The organism is Burkholderia sp. KJ006 (genome assembly GCF_000262695.1).
Taxonomy (GTDB): Bacteria; Pseudomonadota; Gammaproteobacteria; order Burkholderiales; family Burkholderiaceae; genus Burkholderia; species Burkholderia vietnamiensis.
The window spans coordinates 947174-966923 of sequence record NC_017921.1 but is presented as its reverse complement, the minus strand read 5'-3'; the positions used below and the strand labels follow the sequence as shown (position 1 = coordinate 966923).

Annotated in this window: 11 protein-coding genes; 10 read left to right on the top strand and 1 reads right to left on the bottom strand. The window is 68.1% G+C overall.

Annotated elements, in window-relative coordinates; translation table 11 throughout:
• The first annotated feature begins 3 nt into the window (after positions 1–3).
• The 6 genes from MYA_RS18340 to MYA_RS31295 all read left to right on the top strand — a co-directional run bounded on the left by MYA_RS18340 (position 4) and on the right by MYA_RS31295 (position 7716).
• Complete coding sequence (locus MYA_RS18340; RefSeq protein ID WP_014724533.1) at positions 4–1491, top strand: hypothetical protein; 1488 nt, start codon at positions 4–6, stop codon at positions 1489–1491.
• A 37-nt stretch (positions 1492–1528) separates the two neighbouring features.
• Positions 1529–3025 (top strand): GMC family oxidoreductase, encoded by a 1497-nt coding sequence (locus MYA_RS18335; RefSeq protein ID WP_014724532.1) that lies wholly within the window; start codon positions 1529–1531, stop codon positions 3023–3025.
• Positions 3026–4076: 1051 nt separating this feature from the next.
• Positions 4077–4703 (top strand): LysE family translocator, encoded by a 627-nt coding sequence (locus MYA_RS18330; RefSeq protein WP_014724530.1) that lies wholly within the window; start codon positions 4077–4079, stop codon positions 4701–4703.
• Positions 4703–5479 (top strand): class I SAM-dependent methyltransferase, encoded by a 777-nt coding sequence (locus MYA_RS18325; protein ID WP_014724529.1) that lies wholly within the window; start codon positions 4703–4705, stop codon positions 5477–5479. Before MYA_RS18330 ends, MYA_RS18325 begins: the two co-directional genes overlap by 1 nt.
• 164 nt (positions 5480–5643) lie before the next feature.
• A complete protein-coding gene (locus MYA_RS18320) occupies positions 5644–6939 on the top strand; it encodes an O-acetylhomoserine aminocarboxypropyltransferase/cysteine synthase family protein (protein WP_011881440.1) in 1296 nt (431 codons plus the stop codon).
• Positions 6940–7500: 561 nt separating this feature from the next.
• Positions 7501–7716: a hypothetical protein gene (locus MYA_RS31295; RefSeq protein WP_060080982.1), complete on the top strand. Its 216-nt coding sequence runs from the start codon at positions 7501–7503 to the stop codon at positions 7714–7716.
• Between the two features lie 32 nt (positions 7717–7748).
• Here the strand turns inward: MYA_RS31295 and MYA_RS31290 are convergent, their stop codons facing one another.
• On the bottom strand, positions 7749–8036 hold the full coding sequence (locus tag MYA_RS31290; protein WP_124260097.1) for a hypothetical protein: 288 nt from the start codon (positions 8034–8036) through the stop codon (positions 7749–7751).
• Between the two features lie 171 nt (positions 8037–8207).
• Here MYA_RS31290 and MYA_RS18315 point away from each other — a divergent pair, with 171 nt between their 5' ends.
• From MYA_RS18315 to MYA_RS18300, 4 genes are read left to right on the top strand one after another with little or no spacing between them, the layout of a single operon-like run.
• Positions 8208–15887 (top strand): DUF4347 domain-containing protein, encoded by a 7680-nt coding sequence (locus tag MYA_RS18315; protein WP_014724527.1) that lies wholly within the window; start codon positions 8208–8210, stop codon positions 15885–15887.
• Complete coding sequence (locus tag MYA_RS18310) at positions 15884–17533, top strand: TolC family protein (RefSeq protein WP_069224534.1); 1650 nt, start codon at positions 15884–15886, stop codon at positions 17531–17533. The genes MYA_RS18315 and MYA_RS18310 overlap by 4 nt, the downstream gene beginning before the upstream one ends.
• Positions 17530–18303, top strand: coding sequence for an efflux RND transporter periplasmic adaptor subunit (locus tag MYA_RS18305; protein ID WP_014724525.1), 774 nt, complete (start codon positions 17530–17532; stop codon positions 18301–18303). The genes MYA_RS18310 and MYA_RS18305 overlap by 4 nt, the downstream gene beginning before the upstream one ends.
• Before the next feature lie 4 nt (positions 18304–18307).
• The gene (locus tag MYA_RS18300; protein WP_014724524.1) at positions 18308–19750 is read left to right on the top strand and encodes an efflux RND transporter periplasmic adaptor subunit; all 1443 of its coding nucleotides are present in this window, start codon (positions 18308–18310) and stop codon (positions 19748–19750) included.

The following is a 19750-nucleotide window of genomic DNA, read 5'->3' as shown; positions in this document are numbered from 1 at the left end:
GCCATGGAACTCTGGACATTTCAGCGTTATCAGTCGCCGCGCCTCGTCGTCGACGCGATCCACCACGAGCCCGGCTCGGCGCTCGTCAGCATGCGCGCGGGCGCGCACGAATACCGGCTGGCGTTCGACGCCAGCGACGCCGCGGACCAGATCGCCGCGCAACTCCACAGCCTGACCGACACGGCGTCGCCGCTGTGGTGGACGCTGCGCGAAAGCGAACCCGACTCTGGCTGGCACGCGCTCGGCACGTTTCTCGACACGCATTCGCTGATCGGCGAGGCCGACGACACGGCCGCCGATGCGCTTGCCGCGCAGGCCGCGCGGATCGACTCGTGCATCGCGCAGACGGTCGCGGCCAGCCTCGCCACGCTCGACGCCGCGCGGCGCGACGCGGTCGCGCGCGATGCCGCGACGCTCCGGCTGCACCTCGATCGACCCGCCTCCGCGCGCACGCTGTTCGACGCGCACGACGATCCGTTCGACGCGCAGGTCGAACCCAACTTCCATCTCGCGCTGCTGCGCATCGAGTTCGAATACTTCCGCCGCGCCGCGCCGCTCACGCTGGCAGCCGTCGCGCTGATGCTCGACGCGTTCTCCGGCGCCCCGCGCGCAAGCGCCGCGGACGACGCGCGGTTCGACACGGCCGGGCTGTACGACGAGCACGACCTGATGTCGCATCTGTGGCTCGTCGCGTCGAGCCTCGTCGCCGCGAGCGGTGAAGACGCGCAGCGGCTGCCGTGCGCGGACGTGCCGGCCGTGTCGCTGTCGAACGGGCTCGAGTTCATGCGACAGACCGAGCTGATCACGCGCGAAACGCTGAACCTCTGGGGCGAGAATCCGTACGTGAGCGCGGTGGACGCGCTGAACGGCGGCTATTCGCCGCTCGTCGCCGGCCCGTTCATCGAGCAGTACCACGTGACGCGGCGCTTCGTGGAAATCATCGCGCCGCTGCTGAGCATGCGGCTCAGCATCCCGCTGCGCACGATGATGTTCCGCTACTACGGCGAGGAATACGGCCACGAGGCGCTCGAAAGCACGACCTGCGAAGCGCTCGGGGTCGCGCCGCGCATGCTCGCGCAGATCGTGCCGCTGCCGCTGCACTTCGCGTTCGTCGACGCGCTTACGCTCCTCGCCGATGTCGACCCGGTGTCGTCGTTCGCCGCGATCATGGTCGTCGAGGGCATCTTCGGCGAGCCGCCGAAGATGTCGCTGCGCCTGATGGCGGCGGTCAAGGACAACGACGCGTTCCACAGCGTGTCCGGCGACCACGAGGAACTGAACGAATCGCTGAACCACAACAGCATCTCGCGCGACACGTTCGAGCAGATCGCCGCGATCGATCCCGTGCGCCAGACGATCGCGATGCGCCGCATCCTGTTCCTGCTCGAACTGAACCACCGCGCGTGGAGCGGCATCGCCGGCTTTTACGGCGCGCAGCCGACGCTCGCGCTGCACGGCCCGTACGGCCGCCTGCTCGACCCACGCGGCTGACGGCGCCGCGCCAGCTCACACGCACGAGGAGAAGCCCGTGGACGAACGCTACGACTACATCGTCATCGGTTCCGGCTCGGCGGGCAGCATCGTCGCCGGGCGGCTCGCCGACAACCCGTCGATCAAGGTGCTCCTGCTCGAGGCCGGGCCGCTCGCGTCGCATTTCCCGCCGATCCGCGACCCGAACCAGATCAACTGCCTGTACCGCATCGGCGCGATTCACTGGGGTTACAAAAGCGTGCCGCAGACGCGCATGAACGATCGCGTGATGGACGTCTGGCGGGCGAAGGTGACGGGCGGCTGCACCGCGCACAACGACATGGTCTACGTGCGCGGCGCGCCTGCCGACTTCGATCAGTGGGCGAGCCGGTACGGCTGCGACGGCTGGCGCTACCAGGACGTCGCGCCACACTTCGAGCAGGTCGAACGCATGCTGCAACCGACCACCACGACGCGCAACGCGTTCGGCGAGGCGTTCGTGAGCGCGAGCGAGCAGCTCGGCCACCGCTACAACCCGAACTACAACGACGGGCGGCCGATGGCCGGCGTGTCGCCGCTACGCTCGACCATCGACACGCGCTTCCAGCGCGTGACGAGCTACCAGCGCTACGTCGAGCCGCTGCTCGCGCGGCAGTCGAATCTGACGCTCGCCGCCGAATCGCTCGTCGAACGGATCGAGTTCAACGGCACGCGGCGCGCGGCCGCGGTGCACTACGTCCGCGGCGGCGCGCGCGTACGTGCGATCGCCGACCGGGAAATCCTGCTGTGCGCGGGCGCGATCAACTCGCCGCAGATCCTGATGCGCTCGGGCGTCGGCGACGCCACGCAGTTGCGGCAACTCGGCATCCCCGTGCAGATGGACCTGCCGGGCGTGGGCGCCAACCTGATGGACGCGTTGATCTTCCAGGGCATCTGGACGTCGCGGCAGCCGATCCTCGACCAGCCCGTCAACGAGGGCTACGCGATCGTCTGGGCGAACGCGAATGCCGACGGCCAGCCGGCCAATGCAGCCGAGATGATGCGCGGACGCTATACGTGCGGCCAGTCCGAGCAGGAACTGCGCAGTTTCTATTCGGTGACGGGCGACATGATGCGGCTACAAAGCCGGGGCCGCGTCGCGCTGCGCTCGGCCGATCCGACCGCCGCGCCGCTGATCGACATGAACTTCCTGTCGGCGCCGGGCGACTTCGAGCAATGCGTGCAGGGCTTCGAGCTGATGCGCTCGCTCGGCAACGCGCCGGGGCTCTCGGCCTGGCGCGGCGAGGAGCAGACGCCCGGCCCGTCGGTGCGCACGCCCGCCGAGATCCGCAACTGGATCCTGAGCAATGCGGGCTCGCTCAGCCATCCGGTCGGCACGTGCAGGATGGGCACCGGCAACGATGCTGTGGTCGATCCGCAGTTGCGCGTTCACGGGGTCGAGGCGCTGCGGGTCATCGACGTGTCGATCATGCCGCGCATCACGTCGGGGCATACGCAGGGGCCGGCGTTGATGATCGGGGAGAAAGGGGCTGCGTTGGTGTTGGGGGGTGGATGATGGCGTGCGTGGATCGATACGCATGCGTTTGCGCGGGTTATGGTTCTTGGAATGTGCCGCGTCAAGAAAATATCCGCTTAGCTTGTTTTCGAGGCTGGACGTATCGAAGCCAACGCTGTTTGTGGCAACGACCGGAGCGCGTCAAGTGCGTCAATGAAGTCTGATCATCCTTGGTAATCCTCAAACTCCCACGCGGAAATGGATCATTCACGTATCGGCTTTAGCCACAGCCCTGTGAGTTGTTCATTTGTCAGTGACGCACCTGCGTTGGCTGCGAATTCCACGATGACATCTGCCGTATCACCGACGCCGGTATATAACCACCCAGACTCGCGGTGGAAATGTGTCTGCCATTCCGTGCCTCCAGGTAAGTCGACCGCAGTTCCGGGCACGAGAACGGAAATATCCGCGAGGAACAATCGGCCTGGACAAGTATTTGGAGGGACCATAACTCGATCTGTCCATCGCGTGTGTGGAAACAAGCCCCACGGAAATAGTATTTCGCCGGTTTCTACGGATACCTCCAATTGAAGCGTACCAATCGAAATAGATCCAGTTCGGGAGCCCGAACTCGGCTGTTTAATTCATTTTCCCTCGGAACGAAGTCGAACGAGTACTCAGCTTGGCAGTACACCAGCTGCCCGGCGAGTACGGGGCCAGATTTCCATGTAAATCTCATTTCGGGCCGCTTTTAAAAAGGAAATGGATAACCGTCTTGGCACTTGGATTCACAACAATTCATATGTGCCTGCCGTACCGTTCATAGTTCCTGGTGAATCCCAGAGGGGTGCCCCGGCACTCCGCCTGGGTCAGGGACTGGCGTAGTCGAGTCCATAATGCTCTGCATCAGAAGCCGCGCATCCCCGTAGAGACGAACCGATGTCCCGCCGCCGCTCACCTCACCAACGCGATTCTGCACCGTTTTCGACCACCGCAATCTGTTGGAGGGCAAGGTCCGAATAACTTGAGATCGACGTCGGCGCAAGCGAGCCGAACAAACCGACTACAATCCCCCCATCCCCGCCGCTGCGCCAACCCTGCCGGAGCCGCCATGTTCGACCTGACCACGCTGACCACCTTCACCGCCGTCGTCCTGGGTCTGTTCCTGATCCCCGGCCCCGCCGTGCTGCTCGTCCTCAGCCGCACCGTACAGGGCGGCCGCAAGACCGGCATCCTGACCGGCTTGGGCGTCGCCAGCGGCGACTTCGTGCATACGCTGTTCGCGGCCGTCGGTTTGTCGGCGCTGCTGATGACGTCCGCGCTCGCGTTCAACGTCGTGAAGTGGGTCGGCGCCGCCTACCTGATCTACCTCGGCGTGCGTGCGCTGATCGAGGAGCCGTCCGACCCGTCGCTGCCGAAGCTGTCGCCCGTCACGCCGCTGAAGGCGTATCTGCAGGCCATCCCCGCCGAAGTGCTGAACCCGAAAACCGCACTGTTCTTCCTCGCGTTCATGCCGCAGTTCGTGCATCCGGAACGCGGTTCGACGTTCGTGCAGTTCGCCGTGCTCGGCCTGATCTTCGTCGCGCTCAGCTCGCTCTACACGACGCTGATCGCCTGCTCGGTCCGTCCGCTCGGCCGGCTCGTGAAGCGGCTCGCGTGGCTGACGCGCTGGCAAGGCAAGATCATCGGCTCGATCTTCATCGCGCTCGGCCTGCGCGTCGCGGCTCAGCAGCGTTGATGCATGCGCTGCGCATGATGTCCGACACGGCACGCGCCCGCGAAATCCTCTACACCGACCCGCGCCTCGTCGCGGTCTACGACCTGTTCAACGCGGGCGATCACGACTTCGCGTTCTACGCATCGCGCATCGGCACCGTTCAGCAGCGCATCCTCGATCTCGGCTGCGGCACCGGCCGGTTCGCACGCCGGCTCGCTGCGGCCGGGCACGACGTCGTCGCGATCGATCCGGCCGCCGCGATGATCGAGCATGCACGGCAGCAACCCGGTGCATCCGCGGTGCGCTGGGCCGTCAGCGATCTCGCCGGCCTGTCGCCCGACGCGCGCTTCGATACGGTCGTGATGACCGGCCACGCATTCCAGTGCCTGCTGACCGACGCCGCGATCGACGCCACGCTGCAGGGCGTGCGGCGTCTGCTGAACGATGGCGGACGCTTCATGTTCGAGACACGCAATCCACGTGTCGAACCGTGGCGCAGATGGACGCCGTCTGCGCCCGCATCGCACGTCGAATCGCCCGATTTCGGCCGCGTCGAACTGCATCGCGCGGTCACCGCAATCGACGGTCCGATCGTGTCGTTCGACACGTACTACCGTTTCTGCCGCGACGATATACAGCTGCAAAACACGAGCCGATTGCGCTTCATCGTCCAACCCGATCTGCAAGCACGCGTGACGGCAGCCGGCTTCTCAGCGACGCAATGGTGCGGCGACTGGCAAGGCGCGCCATTCGACGACGCGACGAGCGCCGAGATCATCGCGATCTGCCGCGCGTGAGCGCACGGATTCGCACCGCCCGCCACGACATCCCGCTGCGCAGCATTCGCTGAAAACGCACGCGATGCGCCCGCACGCCATAAGCAACAAACGATTCGTTCTAAAGCCCGCAGCGCCCGTGCTCCTATAATCGGCCGACCATCACAACAACGTACGGAGCACCCATGACCGATCAGGCCTCTTCGAACTGGCGCCTTGAAACCATCGCCGTGCACGGCGGCTATCGCCCCGACCCGACCACGCGCGCGGTGGCCGTGCCGATCTATCAGACGGTTGCGTACGCATTCGACGACACGCAGCACGGCGCCGACCTGTTCGACCTGAAGGTCCAGGGCAACATCTACACGCGCATCATGAACCCGACGACGGACGTGCTCGAGCAGCGCATCGCAGCACTCGAGGGCGGCGTCGGCGCGCTCGCGCTCGCGTCGGGCCAGGCGGCCGTCACCTATTCGATCCAGACGATCGCGGAAGCCGGCGACAACATCGTGTCCGCGAGTTCGCTGTACGGCGGCACCTACAACCTGTTCGCGCACACGCTGCCGCAATACGGGATCACGACGCGCTTCGCCGACCCGCGCGATCCGGCGTCGTTCGACGCGCTGATCGACGCGCGCACGAAGGCGATCTTCGCGGAATCGGTCGGCAACCCGCTCGGCAACGTGACCGACATCGCCGCGCTCGCCGACATCGCCCATCGCCACGGCATTCCGCTGATCGTCGACAACACGGTGCCGTCGCCGTACCTGCTGCGTCCGTTCGAGCACGGCGCGGACATCGTCGTGCACTCGCTGACGAAGTATCTCGGCGGCCACGGCACGAGCCTCGGCGGCGCGATCGTCGACTCTGGCAAGTTCCCGTGGGCGCAACATGCAGACCGCTTCAAGCGGCTCAACGAACCCGACGTCAGCTATCACGGCGTCGTGTACACGGAAGCGTTCGGCGCGGCCGCGTATATCGGCCGCGCGCGCGTCGTGCCGCTGCGCAACATGGGTGCGGCGATCTCGCCGTTCAACGCGTTCCAGATCCTGCAGGGCATCGAGACGCTCGCGCTGCGCATCGAACGGATCAGCGACAACGCGCTGAAGGTCGCCCAGCATCTCGCGCGCCACGAAAACGTCGAATGGGTGAACTACGCGGGGCTGCCCGATCACCCCGATCATCCGCTCGTCGCGCGCTATCTGTCCGGCCGTGCGCCGGGCATCCTGACGTTCGGCGTCAAGGGCGGCCGCGACGGCGGCGCGAAATTCCAGGACGCGCTCAAGCTGTTCACGCGGCTCGTCAACATCGGCGACACGAAGTCGCTCGCGACGCATCCGGCATCGACGACGCACCGCCAGTTGTCGCCGGCCGAGCTCGCGAAGGCAGGCGTGAAGGAAGAAACGGTGCGGCTGTCGATCGGCATCGAGCATATCGACGACCTGCTCGCCGACCTCGATCAGGCGCTCGCGCAGCTATGACGCGAAGCGGGCGTGCCGACACGCCCGCTTCGAAAGTCTGCCCTCGAGGCGGCTTCGCCGTGTTCAATCCCCGGCCGATGTCGGGGCGACGCCCGGCACGAAACCGTCGTACGCCGCAGCGCCTGCTGCGACGTCGCGGCCGTCGGATACGTGTCGACAATGTGCGTGGCGTTGACTGGGGCCGCGCCCTGGTTGCGCAATGCACGCCGCCAGTTCGATCGCATCTTCGCGCGACTGGCGGCTGCCGTGGTCGGCCAGCACGTTCAGCGCGCTCACTTCGTCGCACGGGGTAAGTCGTAGTTGCTCGTTCAATTTGCGCGATTGATGCGATGCGGTACCGACCTCGCTGCTCTCCGACGAGCTCACCTCCCGCCCTGCGCCTGGTATCGGCATGGCGGCGTTTCGCATCGCGCAGAAGCGCATCGCCGCGCATTCTCCGGCACGCGCCCGGCTTGCTCATCATCAACATTTCGGTGCTCGTCGCAAACGGCACATGGGGCAATCACCGCAACCGAACAAACAAGCTCCAGTTGCCGCTGATCAGACAATTAGTCTGACGCCTTGACAGTCGATTTTCTTATCGACCCATTCAACTTTTTCCAGTCCGATGAAATTGTTGCCGCGCCTGTTTCGATCGGCAATTTAGGGCTCGCAAACATTTGCGCCGACGCAGAATCGACATTCCACGCCACGTCCCATGACGGCGACGCGTTGTTCGTCGAAGTGTTCGTCAGCACGCGCCACGAGCGGCGGCCGAAGACCTGCCTAACAGCCTGAACGTGGAAGCCGATAATCCGGCGCAAACGTTTTTACCAACGAATCTGTTTCATGAAAATCGGCACCAGCGGTATATAACCCCATGTGCCGCACGGCCGCGCCATTCGATTTTCCTGCCATCCGCTCGAGCAGTTACGTCGCGAGCCGGCGGCCCTGCCGGAACCTTGAAAACACGCCGTTTGAATCAGGGGATAAACCCTGCCTTCAGAAACACAGGGCGGCGCCGTAAACACGACGAGCAAGACACTCAAGCCGTTCGACGCGGCCGTTGAATTCACAACCAACCCGACCGTCATGATCGGCGTGTCGCGCAGCAACATGCCCGTCAACGTCCGCAATCAGTACCTCGGTCTGTCATTCATTAGCGCGCTGGAAGGCAGCTTCCCGTCGCGCGGCTGATCGCGACCGGGCTTCAATCATCAGGCGGGGCCGGTGCGGCCCCGCAGCCGGCCGCACGGCATCTGGCAGGTAGCAGCAGGGAGAGCATCGTCATGAAGATCATCAAGCAGTGGTTCGCGCGCCAGAAGCAAAACGCCAGCCAGCCCGGCCCGCGCATCGCGGCCTCGCCCCTGTTGCTCGCCCTCGAGCCGCGTGTCGTCTACGACGCATCGGTGGCCGCCGTGGCCGCCCAGCCGCATGCCCACGAGCACGCGCCAGCGGAAGTCATCCATCGCACCGAGGCGCATATCTACACGCCCGCGGTCGGCACATCGAATAATGCCGCTCCCAACGCACCGGCGGACAAGCCGCAGGGCAGCGACCCGATCTCGCCGTTCGCGCAGAACCGGCAGCAGGCACCATCGACGCAACGGGAAGCGCAACATGCCGCCACGACCGACGGCAGCGCCGCGATGTCGGCCGCGCAGACCCAGGTCGTGTTCATCGACCCGAGCGTCGCGAACTACCAGGTCCTGATCGCCGGTCTGCCCGCCGGCACGCAGTACGTGGTGCTCGACGCGAAAACCGACGGCCTCGCGCAGATCGCGCAATACCTGCAGGCCCATCGCGGCGTGGAGTCGATCAGCCTGCTCTCGCACGGCAGCGACGGCGCGATCCAGGTCGGCTCCACCTGGCTCACCAACGGCGATCTGTCCGGCTACAGCACGCAGCTCGCACAGATCGGCGCGGCGATGCACGCCGGCGGCGACTTCCTGATCTACGGCTGCGACGTGGCCCAACAGGCCGACGGTCAGGCACTGGTGCAGAAGATCGCCGGCATCACCCACCTGAACGTGGCCGCCTCGATCGACGCGACCGGCTCGGCCGCGCTCGGCGGCAACTGGACGCTCGAATACCAGGTCGGCAACGTCCACACCGCGCTGAACGAATCGGCCAGCGCCCAGGCGCAGTTCAACGAACTGCTCGGCGTGACGACGGAAACCTACGACAGCGCGGCCGCCGACAACTTCGCGGCGATCGGCCTGTCCCAGTTCACGCTCGACGGCCTCGTCTACACGTTCGACCAGCCCGGCAACACCTACGCCTACAACGCGTCGAACTCGCCGTTCCCGAGCGACATCTCCGTGTCGCCCACCGACGGCGTCCTGGACATCAACGCCGACGGCGCCTCGACGATGAGCAACGTCACCATCTCGCTCGCCAACGGCCACCAGTTCAGCCTGCAGAGCTTCGACCTCAGCTCGTTCAACGGCGACCTGTACATCCAGGCCACCTACGCCAACGGCTCGAAGAGCGCGCTGGTCCAGCTCGCCACGGCCGCGGTGGGCGGCTTCACCGGCACCGTGTCGAGCCAGATACAGCTCGGCAGCGCCTTCAACAACATCGTCTCGTTCTCGCTGATCGACCAGAACGACTCGGGCAGCTTCGAGCCCACGCTCAACAACCTCGCCTATACCGACAACGGCCCGTCGGTGACCACCAGCAGCGGCAGCGCGTCGTGGAGTTCGAGCGACAACGGCGTGGGCGGCACCGCTGTGGCGGTGGACCCCGGCATCACGATCTCCGACCCCAGTTCGGCCTCGGCAAGCACCGCCACGGTCCGCATCACCAACGTGCAGAGCGGCGACCAGTTGTCGTTCGTCGCGCAAAACGGCATCACCGGCAGCTACAACAGCGCCACCGGCGTCCTGACGCTGACCGGCAGCGGGTCGCCCAGCCTCGCCAGCTGGCAGGCCGCGCTGCAGTCGATCACGTTCTTCAGCACGCAGGCCTCGCCCAACCTGTCCACCACCACCCGCACGGTGTCGTTCGCGTTCAACGACGGCACCGAGGCGAGCAACGTGGCCACGCGCACCATCACCGTCACCTCCGTCGACCAGACGCCGCTCGTGACCGAGGGCGGCGCCACCAGCACCAGCTACTTCGCCGGCTCGGCCGCGGTCGCGGTCGACGCCAACGTGCACGTCAGCGACGCCGACACGCCGACGCTGACCTCGGGCGCCGTCACGATCGCAAGCGGCTACGCGACCGGCGACACGCTCGCGTTCAACAACTCGAACGTGACGCTGTATGGCAACATCATCGGCAGCTACAATGCGACCACGCACGCGCTCACGCTGACGTCGGCCGGCGGCACCGCCACCGTCGCGCAATGGCAGAACGCTTTCGACGCCGTCACGTTCGCGAGCGCGACGGGCACGACGGGCGGCACGCGCGACATCACGTTCGCCGTCAGCGACGGCACCAAGACCAGCGCGCTGCTGCATCACAGCATGGTGGTCACGGCCGGCCCGACGGTCAGCACCGACAGCGGCTCGGCGCAGTTCGTGAGCGGCGACAACACCACCTCGACGCCGGTGGCGGTCGACCCGGGCATTCTGCTCACCGACGGCAGCAGCACGACGCTGGTCAGCGCGACCGTCGCGATCACCGGCAACTTCCAGGGCAATCACGACCAGCTGCTGTTCACCGCCAATCCGGCGACGATGGGCAACATCAGCGGCGCGTACGACGGCAGCACGGGCGTGCTGACGCTGACCGCGGCCGGCGGCGCGTCGCTGCTGCAGTGGCAGAACGCGCTTGCCTCGATCCAGTTCACGAACGACCTGGTGGTGCCTTCGTCCAGCACACGCACGGTCAGCTTCCAGATCAACGACGGCACGCTGACCAGCTCGACGGCCACGCGCAACGTGACCGTGACGGCCACCGACCAGACGCCGGTGATCGGCGCCGGCGGCAACACCGTCTCGTTCGTGGCCGGCGACAACACCGCCTCGACGGCGGTCGCCGTCAACGACGCCATCACCGTCGGCGATCTGGACGGCGGCCCGCTCCAGCAGGCCGTGGTCACCATCACCGGCCATTACGAGGCGACCGACGTGCTCGCCTTCAACAACAACAGCACCGCGCTGTACGGCAACATCTCGGCCGTGTACGCGAACGGCACGCTGACGCTGACCTCGTCGGGCAACCAGGCCACGCTCGCACAGTGGCAGAACGCGCTGCGGGCCGTCACCTACGACTCGACGGCCATTACGCCGGGCGCACTCGCGCGCACCGTCAGCTTCGCGATCAGCGACGGCACCAAGACCAGCACCGCGGCCACCTCCACCGTGACCGTCGCCGATACCGACCAGACACCGGTGATCGGCGGCTCGTCGGGGAGCCTCACGTTCACGCAGGGCGACAACGTGCCCAGCACGCCGGTCGTGATCGATTCGGGCATCACGGTGTCCGATCGCGACAACGCCACGCTGACCCAGGCCAACGTCGTGATCGCGAGCGGTTACGACGCGAACGGCGATACGCTGCTGTTCACCAACGACGGCTCGACGATGGGCAACATCACGGGCGCGTACTCGAACGGCGTGCTGGCCCTCAGCTCGGCGGGCGGCACCGCCACGCTCGCGCAATGGCAGGCCGCGCTGCGCTCGGTCCGCTTTACCGATTCGGCCGCCACGCCGGACGGCACGCAGCGCGTCATCAACTTCGTGATCACGGACGGCACGAAGGTCAGCACCAACTTCCAGCGCACGATCAACGTCGTTCCGACCGACCAGTCGCCGATCGTCACCGACAGCGGCGGCACCACCACCTTCGTTTCGGGCGACAACGCGCCCTCCGCCCCGGTCGTGGTGGACGCCGGCTTGACGCTGACCGACTCCGACTCGGCGACCATGGCGTCGGCCACCGTGGCGATCACCGGCAACTTCCACAGCGGCGAAGACGTGCTCGCGCTCGGCAACGGCGCGTTCGGCGACATCCAGGCGCATTTCGACGCCGGCACCGGCACGCTCACGCTGACCTCGGCCGGCGGCTCGACCGCCGCCCAGTGGCAGGCCGCGCTGCGCTCGGTCACCTACACCGACACGGCCGTGGTGCCGCAGACCGCGAGTCGCACCATCAGCTTCAGCGTCAACGACGGCACCAAGTCCAGCGTCGGCTCGAGCAAGGTGATCGTGGTGCAGGCGACCCATCAGACGCCGCTGGTCGGCGCCTCGGGCAACAGCCTCGACTACCTGACCGGCCAGGCCGCCACCGCGATCGACAGCGGCATCACGCTGACCGACCGGAACGTGAGCGGCTCGACGCTGGTACCGATGTCGATCACGGTACAGATCACCGCGGGTCTGCAAAGCGGCGACACGCTCGGCATCAGCGTGCCGCCTTCGACGCTGACCAACGGCATGAACGTCAACTACGACGCGGCCAGCGGCACGCTGACGATCAGCTCGACCGGCGGCACCGTCGCGCAATGGCAGACGGTGCTCGACAGCCTGCAGTTCTCGACCGGCGCCAACGCCGCGCTCGGCACGCGCACCGTCAGCGTCGTCGTCAACGACGGCGTGAAGACCAGCTCGCCGCTCGACTACAGCGTCAACGTGATCAGCTCGGCGCCGGCGCTGGGCACCTCCAGCACCGGCAGCGCGAGCTTCGTGGCCGGCGACAACGCCAGCGCCGCGCCGGTGGCGATCGACCCGAACCTGACCGTCGCGGACCCGCTCGGCAACGTAGTCGACGGCGCGGTGATCGCGATCACGGGCAACCTGTATAGCGGCGAGGACCGGCTGTCGTTCAGCAACGACGGCCTGACGATGGGCAACATCACCGGCAGCTACGATGCGTCGACCGGCATGCTGACGCTGACCTCGGCGAACGGCTCGGCCACGCTCGCCCAATGGCAGGCCGCGCTGCGCTCGGTGGCCTATAGCGACACGCAGGTCACGCCGAACGACGCGACGCGCACCGTCAGCTTTTCGCTGAGCGCCGGCTCGCAGTTCAGCAACGCGCTGACGCGCACCATCGTCGTCACGCCGACCGAGCAGACCCCGCTGCTGTCCACCAGCAGCACCGGTAGCGCCGCGTTCGTGGCCGCCGACAACGCGGCATCCACGCCGGTCGCGATCGACACCGGCATCGCGGTGACCGACCTCGACAATGCGACGCTGGCCGCGGCCACCGTGCAGATCGGCGCGGGCTTCCACGCCGGGCAGGACGTGCTCGCGTTCACCAACGACCGCGCCACGATGGGCAACATCACCGCCGCCTACGACGCCGCGCACGGCACGCTCACGCTCGTCTCGTCGGGCGGCACCGCCACGCTAGCGCAATGGCAGGCCGCGCTGCGCTCGGTCACCTACACCGACACGGCCGTCACGCCCGACACGGCCACGCGCACCATCGGCTTCGCGGTCAGCGACGGCGCCAAGACCAGCGTCGCCATCACGCGCGACGTGACCGTCGCCACCACCGACCAGACGCCGACGCTCTCCACCACCAGCAGCGGCCCGGCCGCGTTCGTGGCGGGCGACAACACCGCATCCGTACCGGTGACGATCGACGGCGGCCTCACGCTGAGCGACCTCGACAATGCGACGCTGGCCTCGGCCACGGTGCAGATCGGCGCGGGCTTCCACGCCGGCGAGGACGTGCTCGCGTTCAGCAACGACGGCACGATGGGCAACATCACGGCGAGCTTCGACGCCGCGCACGGCACGCTCACCCTCGTCTCCGCGGGCGGCACCGCCACGCTCGCGCAATGGCAGGCCGCGCTGCGCTCGGTCACCTACACCGACACGGCCGTCACGCCCGACGCGACCACCCGCAGCATCGGCTTCAGCATCAACGACGGCGTGAGGACCAGCGCCGCCTACTCGCGCGACGTGAGCGTGGCCGCCACCGACCAGACGCCGCTCGTGGGCTCGACCGCCAGCGGCAGCACTGCGTTCGTGTCGGCAGACAACGCGCCGTCCCAGCCGGTCACGGTGGATTCGGGCATCACGCTGTCGGACCGCGACAACGCCACGCTGGCCTCGGCCACCGTGCAGATCGGCGCGGGCTTCCATGCCGGCCAGGACGTGCTCGCGTTCAGCAACGACGGCACGATGGGCAACATCACGGCGAGCTACGACGCCGCGCACGGCACGCTCACGCTCGTCTCGGCGGGCGGCACCGCCACGCTCGCGCAATGGCAGGCCGCGCTGCGCTCGGTCACCTACACCGACACGGCCGTCACGCCCGACACGGCCACGCGCACCATCGGCTTCGCGGTCAACGACGGCGCCAAGACCAGCGTCGCCTTCACGCGCGACGTGACCGTCGCCACCACCGACCAGACGCCGACGCTCTCCACCACCAGCAGCGGCCCGGCCGCGTTCGTGGCGGGCGACAACGCCGCATCCGTACCGGTGACGATCGACGGCAGCCTCACGCTGAGCGACCTCGACAACGCCACGCTGGCCTCGGCCACCGTGCAGATCGGCGCGGGCTTCCACGCCGGCGAGGACGTGCTCGCGTTCAGCAACGACGGCACGATGGGCAACATCACGGCGAGCTACGACGCCGCGCACGGCACGCTCACCCTCGTCTCGTCGGGCGGCACCGCCACGCTCGCGCAATGGCAGGCCGCGCTGCGCTCGGTCACCTACACCGACACGGCCGTCACGCCCGACGCGATCACCCGCAGCATCGGCTTCACCATCAACGACGGCGTCAAGACGAGCGCCGCGCTGGAGCGCAGCGTGTCGGTCACGGCGACGCACCAGACGCCACTGCTCGGCGTGGACGGCACGCAACTGAGCTATACGGCGGGCGGCCGCGTCACCGTCCCGGTGTCGGTCGGCGCCGGCATCACGCTGACCGATCTGAACGCCACGGCGCCCACCACCGCCACGATCGCCTTCAGCGGCGCCTTCGACGCCCAGCACGACGTGCTGAGCTTCGCGGCAGGCGCGGCCACCGGCGACATCGCCGCGAGCTTCGACGCCGCGCACGGCACGCTCACGCTGCACTCGGCCAGCGGCAACGCCACCGTGGCGCAATGGCAGGCCGCGCTCACCGCGGTCGGCTATCTCCATACGCAGGCCGAGCGCACCGACAGCACGCGCACGCTGGTGTTCACGGTCGGCGACGGCGTCAAGACCAGCGCGCCGCTCACGCGCACGCTGACCATCGTCGGCACGGCGCAGCCGGTCGGCACGCCGATCCTGCCGCAATGGGTGCTGCCGCACGACCAGAACGGTCAACCCGACCGCGAGCAAACCGGCGCCATGCCGATCGGCCTGCCGCACGCCGCGCCGCTGCTCGCCGACGACAGCCTCGGCCAGTCCGACGGCGTATCGAGTCCGCTGATCGTGCTCGATGCATTCGGCGCGACCAGCCAGCGGGACGTCGGTTCGATCGGCACGCGCGACACCTTCACCTTCGCGAGCCACGGTGCGCGCGAGCGTTCGCTCGGCGACACGCACGTGCGGCCGCTCGATTCGCTGGTACCGGCCGGGATCGAAGGCGCGACGCCGGCTGCTCATCCGCTGGCGCCGATCGACGTGCATCCGCTGCATCGTGCCGGCCAGGATTTCGCGGTGAACGTGCGGACGCTGGTGCAGACGCCCGCCACCCGCGACGCGCAGGCGCCGGGCGCCGACGACGCGGCCGTCACCGCCGTCACGCTCGCCAACGGCGCGCCGCTGCCGGCGTGGCTGCACTACGACGCGCAATCGGGCGTGCTCAGCGGCAAGCCGCCCGCCGGCGTGCACGACGTTCGGGTCACGCTCGTGCAGCGCGATGCCGCCGGCAACCTCGTGCGCCGCGAGGTGACGATGCGCTTCGACGCCCACGGCAACGCCGCCGGCAAGCCCGCCGAACATGGCAAGGGCAACGGCCACGCCGTCGCGCCGCACGCGCAGGCCGCGCCCGTCGCCAAGCCCTCGCTCGCCGCCCAGTTCGCCAATGCGCTGGCCACCCTGCACGTCACCGGGGAGCGCCGCTCATGACCTTCGCTTTCGCCCGTTCATTCGCCCATTTTTCCAAGAGACCCCTCGACTTGAAAAACAAGACGCTCCGGGGACGCGCACCGCGTCCCGCATTGCTCGCGGCCGCCGTGGCCGTCGTCTGGCTGTCCGGCTGCGCCATCAAGCCGGTACCGTTCACGGATGCCGAGCGCGCCGCCACCGCCCACACCGACCGCACGGCGATGTTCGCCGACCAGCAGCCGGTGACCGGTCCGATCACGCTCGACGAGGCCATGGCGCGCGCCGTGCGCTACAACCTCGACCATCGCCTGAAGATGATGGAAGAGGCGCTCGCCCAGCGCCAGCTCGACCTGTCGAACTTCGACCTGCTGCCCAAGCTGACGGCCGCAGCCGGTTACGCCAACCGCAACCACGAGCTCGCTTCGTCGTCGGAAGGTCTCTACACGCACGACCAGTCGCTGATTCCGTCGTACTCCACCGACAAGAACAGCCGCACCGCCGACCTGAACCTGTCCTGGAACATCCTCGACTTCGGCGTGAGCTACTTCGAGGCCAAGGAACAGTCCGACCGCGTGCTGGTGCTCGAGCAGCGCCGCCGCAAGGTCGTGCAGCTGATGATGCAGCAGGTGCGCGAGGCCTACTGGCAAGCGGTGGGCGCGCAGCGCCTGCGCGATCGCATCGAGCCGCTGCTGACCCAGGCGCGGTCGGCGCTCGACGATTCGCGCCGCACCCAGGCGCAGGGCCTGCGCTCGCCGCTCGACACGCTGAACTACCAGCGCTCGCTGCTCGATCTGATGCGCCAGCTCGAGGCCGTGCGCGACCAGCTCGAGGAAGCCAAGCCGCGCCTCGCCTCGCTGATGAATCTCGAGCCGGGCAAGGACTTCACGCTGGCCGCGAGCAGCGACTTCAAGGTGCCGGCCTTCGACATGGCCATGCCGAACATGGAAGACATGGCGCTGCAACGCCGCCCCGAGCTGGTGGAAGCGAGCTACAACGAGCGCATCAGCGTGAACGAGACGCACAAGGCGATGGCCAAGCTGCTGCCCGGCATCGAGTTCAGCCTCGGCGCGCACTTCGACAGCAACAGCTTCCTGGTGTACAACGCCTGGCGCACGGCCGGCATCAGCGTGAGCTGGAACCTGCTGAACCTGCTGAACGCGCGCAACATCCGCGGCACCGCGCAGGCGCAGCTCGACGTGGCCAAGATGCAGCGCATGGCGCTGAGCATGGCGGTGCTCACGCAGGTGCACGTGGCGCGCAGCGAGCTCGCGGCGAAGACGCGCCAGTTCGACCTGTTCAAGCAGATGAACGACGTGGACGGCCAGATCCTGCGGCATACGCACAACGCCACGGAAGCGAACGCGCAGGGCAAGCTCGAGGAAATCCGCATCGCCACGCAGGCGATGATGTCGGAGCTGCGCCTGTACCAGAGCTACGGCGAACTCGAAAGCGCCTATGGCCAGATGCTCGCCACGCTGGGCCTCGACCCGATGAGCGACAAGCCCACCGGCTACGACCTCGCCGCGATTCGCAGCGCGATCACCGCCTCGCAGCAGCGCTGGGACGCGCTCGCCAAGGGCGGCGACCCGGCCGCCGTGGCCCCCGCCCAACCCGGCCCGACGCTGGCCGCGGCCGCCTCGCGCGATGCAGGAGCTGTGCAGAAATGAAGCCGTTCAAGCACTACCGGGCAGCCGGCGCGATCGCGCTGCTCGTCGCCTCGCGCCTGGTCCTGGCGGCGCCCCCGGCGCCGCCGCCGGGCGCGCCGGCCGTCGACAATCCCGATTCGAGGATCCGCATCCAGCTCGTGTCGCGCGATCAGGTGGACATCTCGAGCGAAGTGGCGGCCAAGATCGCCTCCCTGCCGTTCCGCGACGGCGATTCGTTCCGCGCCGGGCAGACGCTCGTCACGCTCGACTGCTCGCTGTACAACGCGCAGCTGCGCAAGGCGCAGGCCGACGCGGACGGCGCGCGCGACCTGCTCGACACCAACCGCAAGCTCCTCGCGCTGCATTCGATCGGCGCGCTCGAGGTGCAGCAGGCGCAGGCCAAGCAGAAGGCCAGCGCGGCCGAGGTGGCCTATATGTCGGCCACCGTCCGCAAGTGCGCGATCGCCGCGCCGTTCGATGGCCGCGTGTCCAAGCGCAGCGCCTCGCCGCAGCAGTTCGCCGAACCGGGCAAGCCGCTGCTCACCGTGGTGGACACCAGCCACCTCGAGCTGAAGATGATCGTGCCGTCGAAATGGCTCGCCTGGCTGCGTCCGGGCCACGCGCTGAGCGTGCAGGTGGACGAAGTCGGCAAGACCTACCCGGCCAAGGTGGCGCGGATCGGCGCGCGCGTCGACCCCGTCACGCAGACGGTGGACGTGACGGCGGCGTTGAATGCCGGCGCGCCCGAGCTGCTGCCTGGCATGAGCGGGTGGGCGACTTTCGCGCGGTGATGCAATGACGGCAAACCGTACGGCGGACGAGGCGGCTCAACCCCGCATCGACGGCCAGCAGCTCGCACTGCTCTGGCAACTGTCGGCGCGCGCTCGCGCGGCCGCGACCGAAACCACGCTCGGCTTCACGATCGTCAACGAGACGCTCGCGCTGGTGCCCTACCGTCAGGCCGCGTGGTGGCGCGGCGACACGCCGGGCCACGTGGCCGCGTTGTCGGGCCTGCCTCAGAGCGATCCGAACGCGCCCTACGTGCAATGGCTCGGCCAGCTTTGCAAGGCGCTCGCGCGCGGCCTGCAGAGCGCCCCGCCCGAGGACGCCGCGGCGCGCGTGGAAGGCCAGGGCGCGCCGGTGCTGCCGGCGCGGCCGCGCGTGCACACCTTCACCGCCGCCGACCTGCGCGCCGACGCGCCGCACGTGGTGGAGGAATGGGCCGCGTGGTGGCCCGAGCACGGCGCGTGGCTGCCGCTGACCGATCGGGCCGGCCGCGCCGTGGGCGGCGTGGTGTTCGCGCGCGACGGGATCTGGAGCGCCACCGACACCGCGCTGCTGACCGAGCTCGGCCAGGTGTGGGCGCACGCGTTCGAGTCGTTCGCGCCCCGCGCCTCGTGGCGCGAGCGTGCCCGGGTCTTGCTGAAGCCCGGCCGCCAGCAGCGCCGCGTGCTGATCGGGCTGGCGGTGGCGTGCGTGATCCCGGTGCGGCTCACGGTGCTCGCGCCGGCCGAGGTCACGCCGAAGGATCCGTTCGTGGTGCGCGCGCCGCTCGACGGCGTGATCGACCGTCTGTACGTGCGTCCGAACCAGGTCGTGCAGCAGGGCACGCCGCTGCTCGCGCTCGACGCCACCACGCTGCAGTCGCGCTACGCCGTGGCCCGCAAGGATTTCGACACGGCCCAGGAGGAACTCCGGCAGACGGCGCAGCTCGCGGTGACCGACGACAAGAACCGCCTCGACATGGCCGAGCGCCAGGGCAAGCTCGACCAGAGCCGCGTCGAGCTCGACTACACCGCGCGCCAGCTCGCGCGCGTGAACGTCACCGCGCAGCGCGCCGGCGTGGCGATCTTCAGCGATCCAAACGAATGGACCGGCAAGGCGGTGGCCGTCGGGGAGAAGATCCTGCTGCTGGCCAATCCCGCGCACGTGGAAGTGACCGCGTGGCTGCCGGTGGCCGACAACATCGACGTGAAGCCCGGCACCACGCTGACGCTGTATCCGAAGAGTTCGCCGCTGGCGAGCTACGACGCGCGCGTCGACACCGTGGCCTGGCGCGCCGAGCCGACGCCCGAGGGCGTGCTCGCCTACCGCGTGCGCGCCACGCTCGATGCGGGCGACGCGCATGCGCCACTCGGCGCGATGGGCACCGCACGGATCCGCGGGCCGTGGGTACCCGCGATCTACTACCTGCTGCGCCGTCCGCTGACGCTGGCCCGCCAGTGGCTGGGCTGGTGA

What these genes read in the sequence shown, in the direction of transcription:
- MYA_RS18340 (WP_014724533.1), top strand. Translation starts at nt 4, where the DNA reads ATGGAACTCTGGACATTTCAGCGTTATCAGTCGCCGCGCCTCGTCGTC.
- MYA_RS18330 (WP_014724530.1), top strand. Translation starts at nt 4,077, where the DNA reads ATGTTCGACCTGACCACGCTGACCACCTTCACCGCCGTCGTCCTGGGT.
- MYA_RS18325 (WP_014724529.1), top strand. Translation starts at nt 4,703, where the DNA reads ATGCATGCGCTGCGCATGATGTCCGACACGGCACGCGCCCGCGAAATC.
- MYA_RS18320 (WP_011881440.1), top strand. Translation starts at nt 5,644, where the DNA reads ATGACCGATCAGGCCTCTTCGAACTGGCGCCTTGAAACCATCGCCGTG.
- MYA_RS31290 (WP_124260097.1), bottom strand. Translation starts at nt 8,036, where the DNA reads ATGTTGCTGCGCGACACGCCGATCATGACGGTCGGGTTGGTTGTGAAT.
- MYA_RS18315 (WP_014724527.1), top strand. Translation starts at nt 8,208, where the DNA reads ATGAAGATCATCAAGCAGTGGTTCGCGCGCCAGAAGCAAAACGCCAGC.
- MYA_RS18310 (WP_069224534.1), top strand. Translation starts at nt 15,884, where the DNA reads ATGACCTTCGCTTTCGCCCGTTCATTCGCCCATTTTTCCAAGAGACCC.
- MYA_RS18305 (WP_014724525.1), top strand. Translation starts at nt 17,530, where the DNA reads ATGAAGCCGTTCAAGCACTACCGGGCAGCCGGCGCGATCGCGCTGCTC.
- MYA_RS18300 (WP_014724524.1), top strand. Translation starts at nt 18,308, where the DNA reads ATGACGGCAAACCGTACGGCGGACGAGGCGGCTCAACCCCGCATCGAC.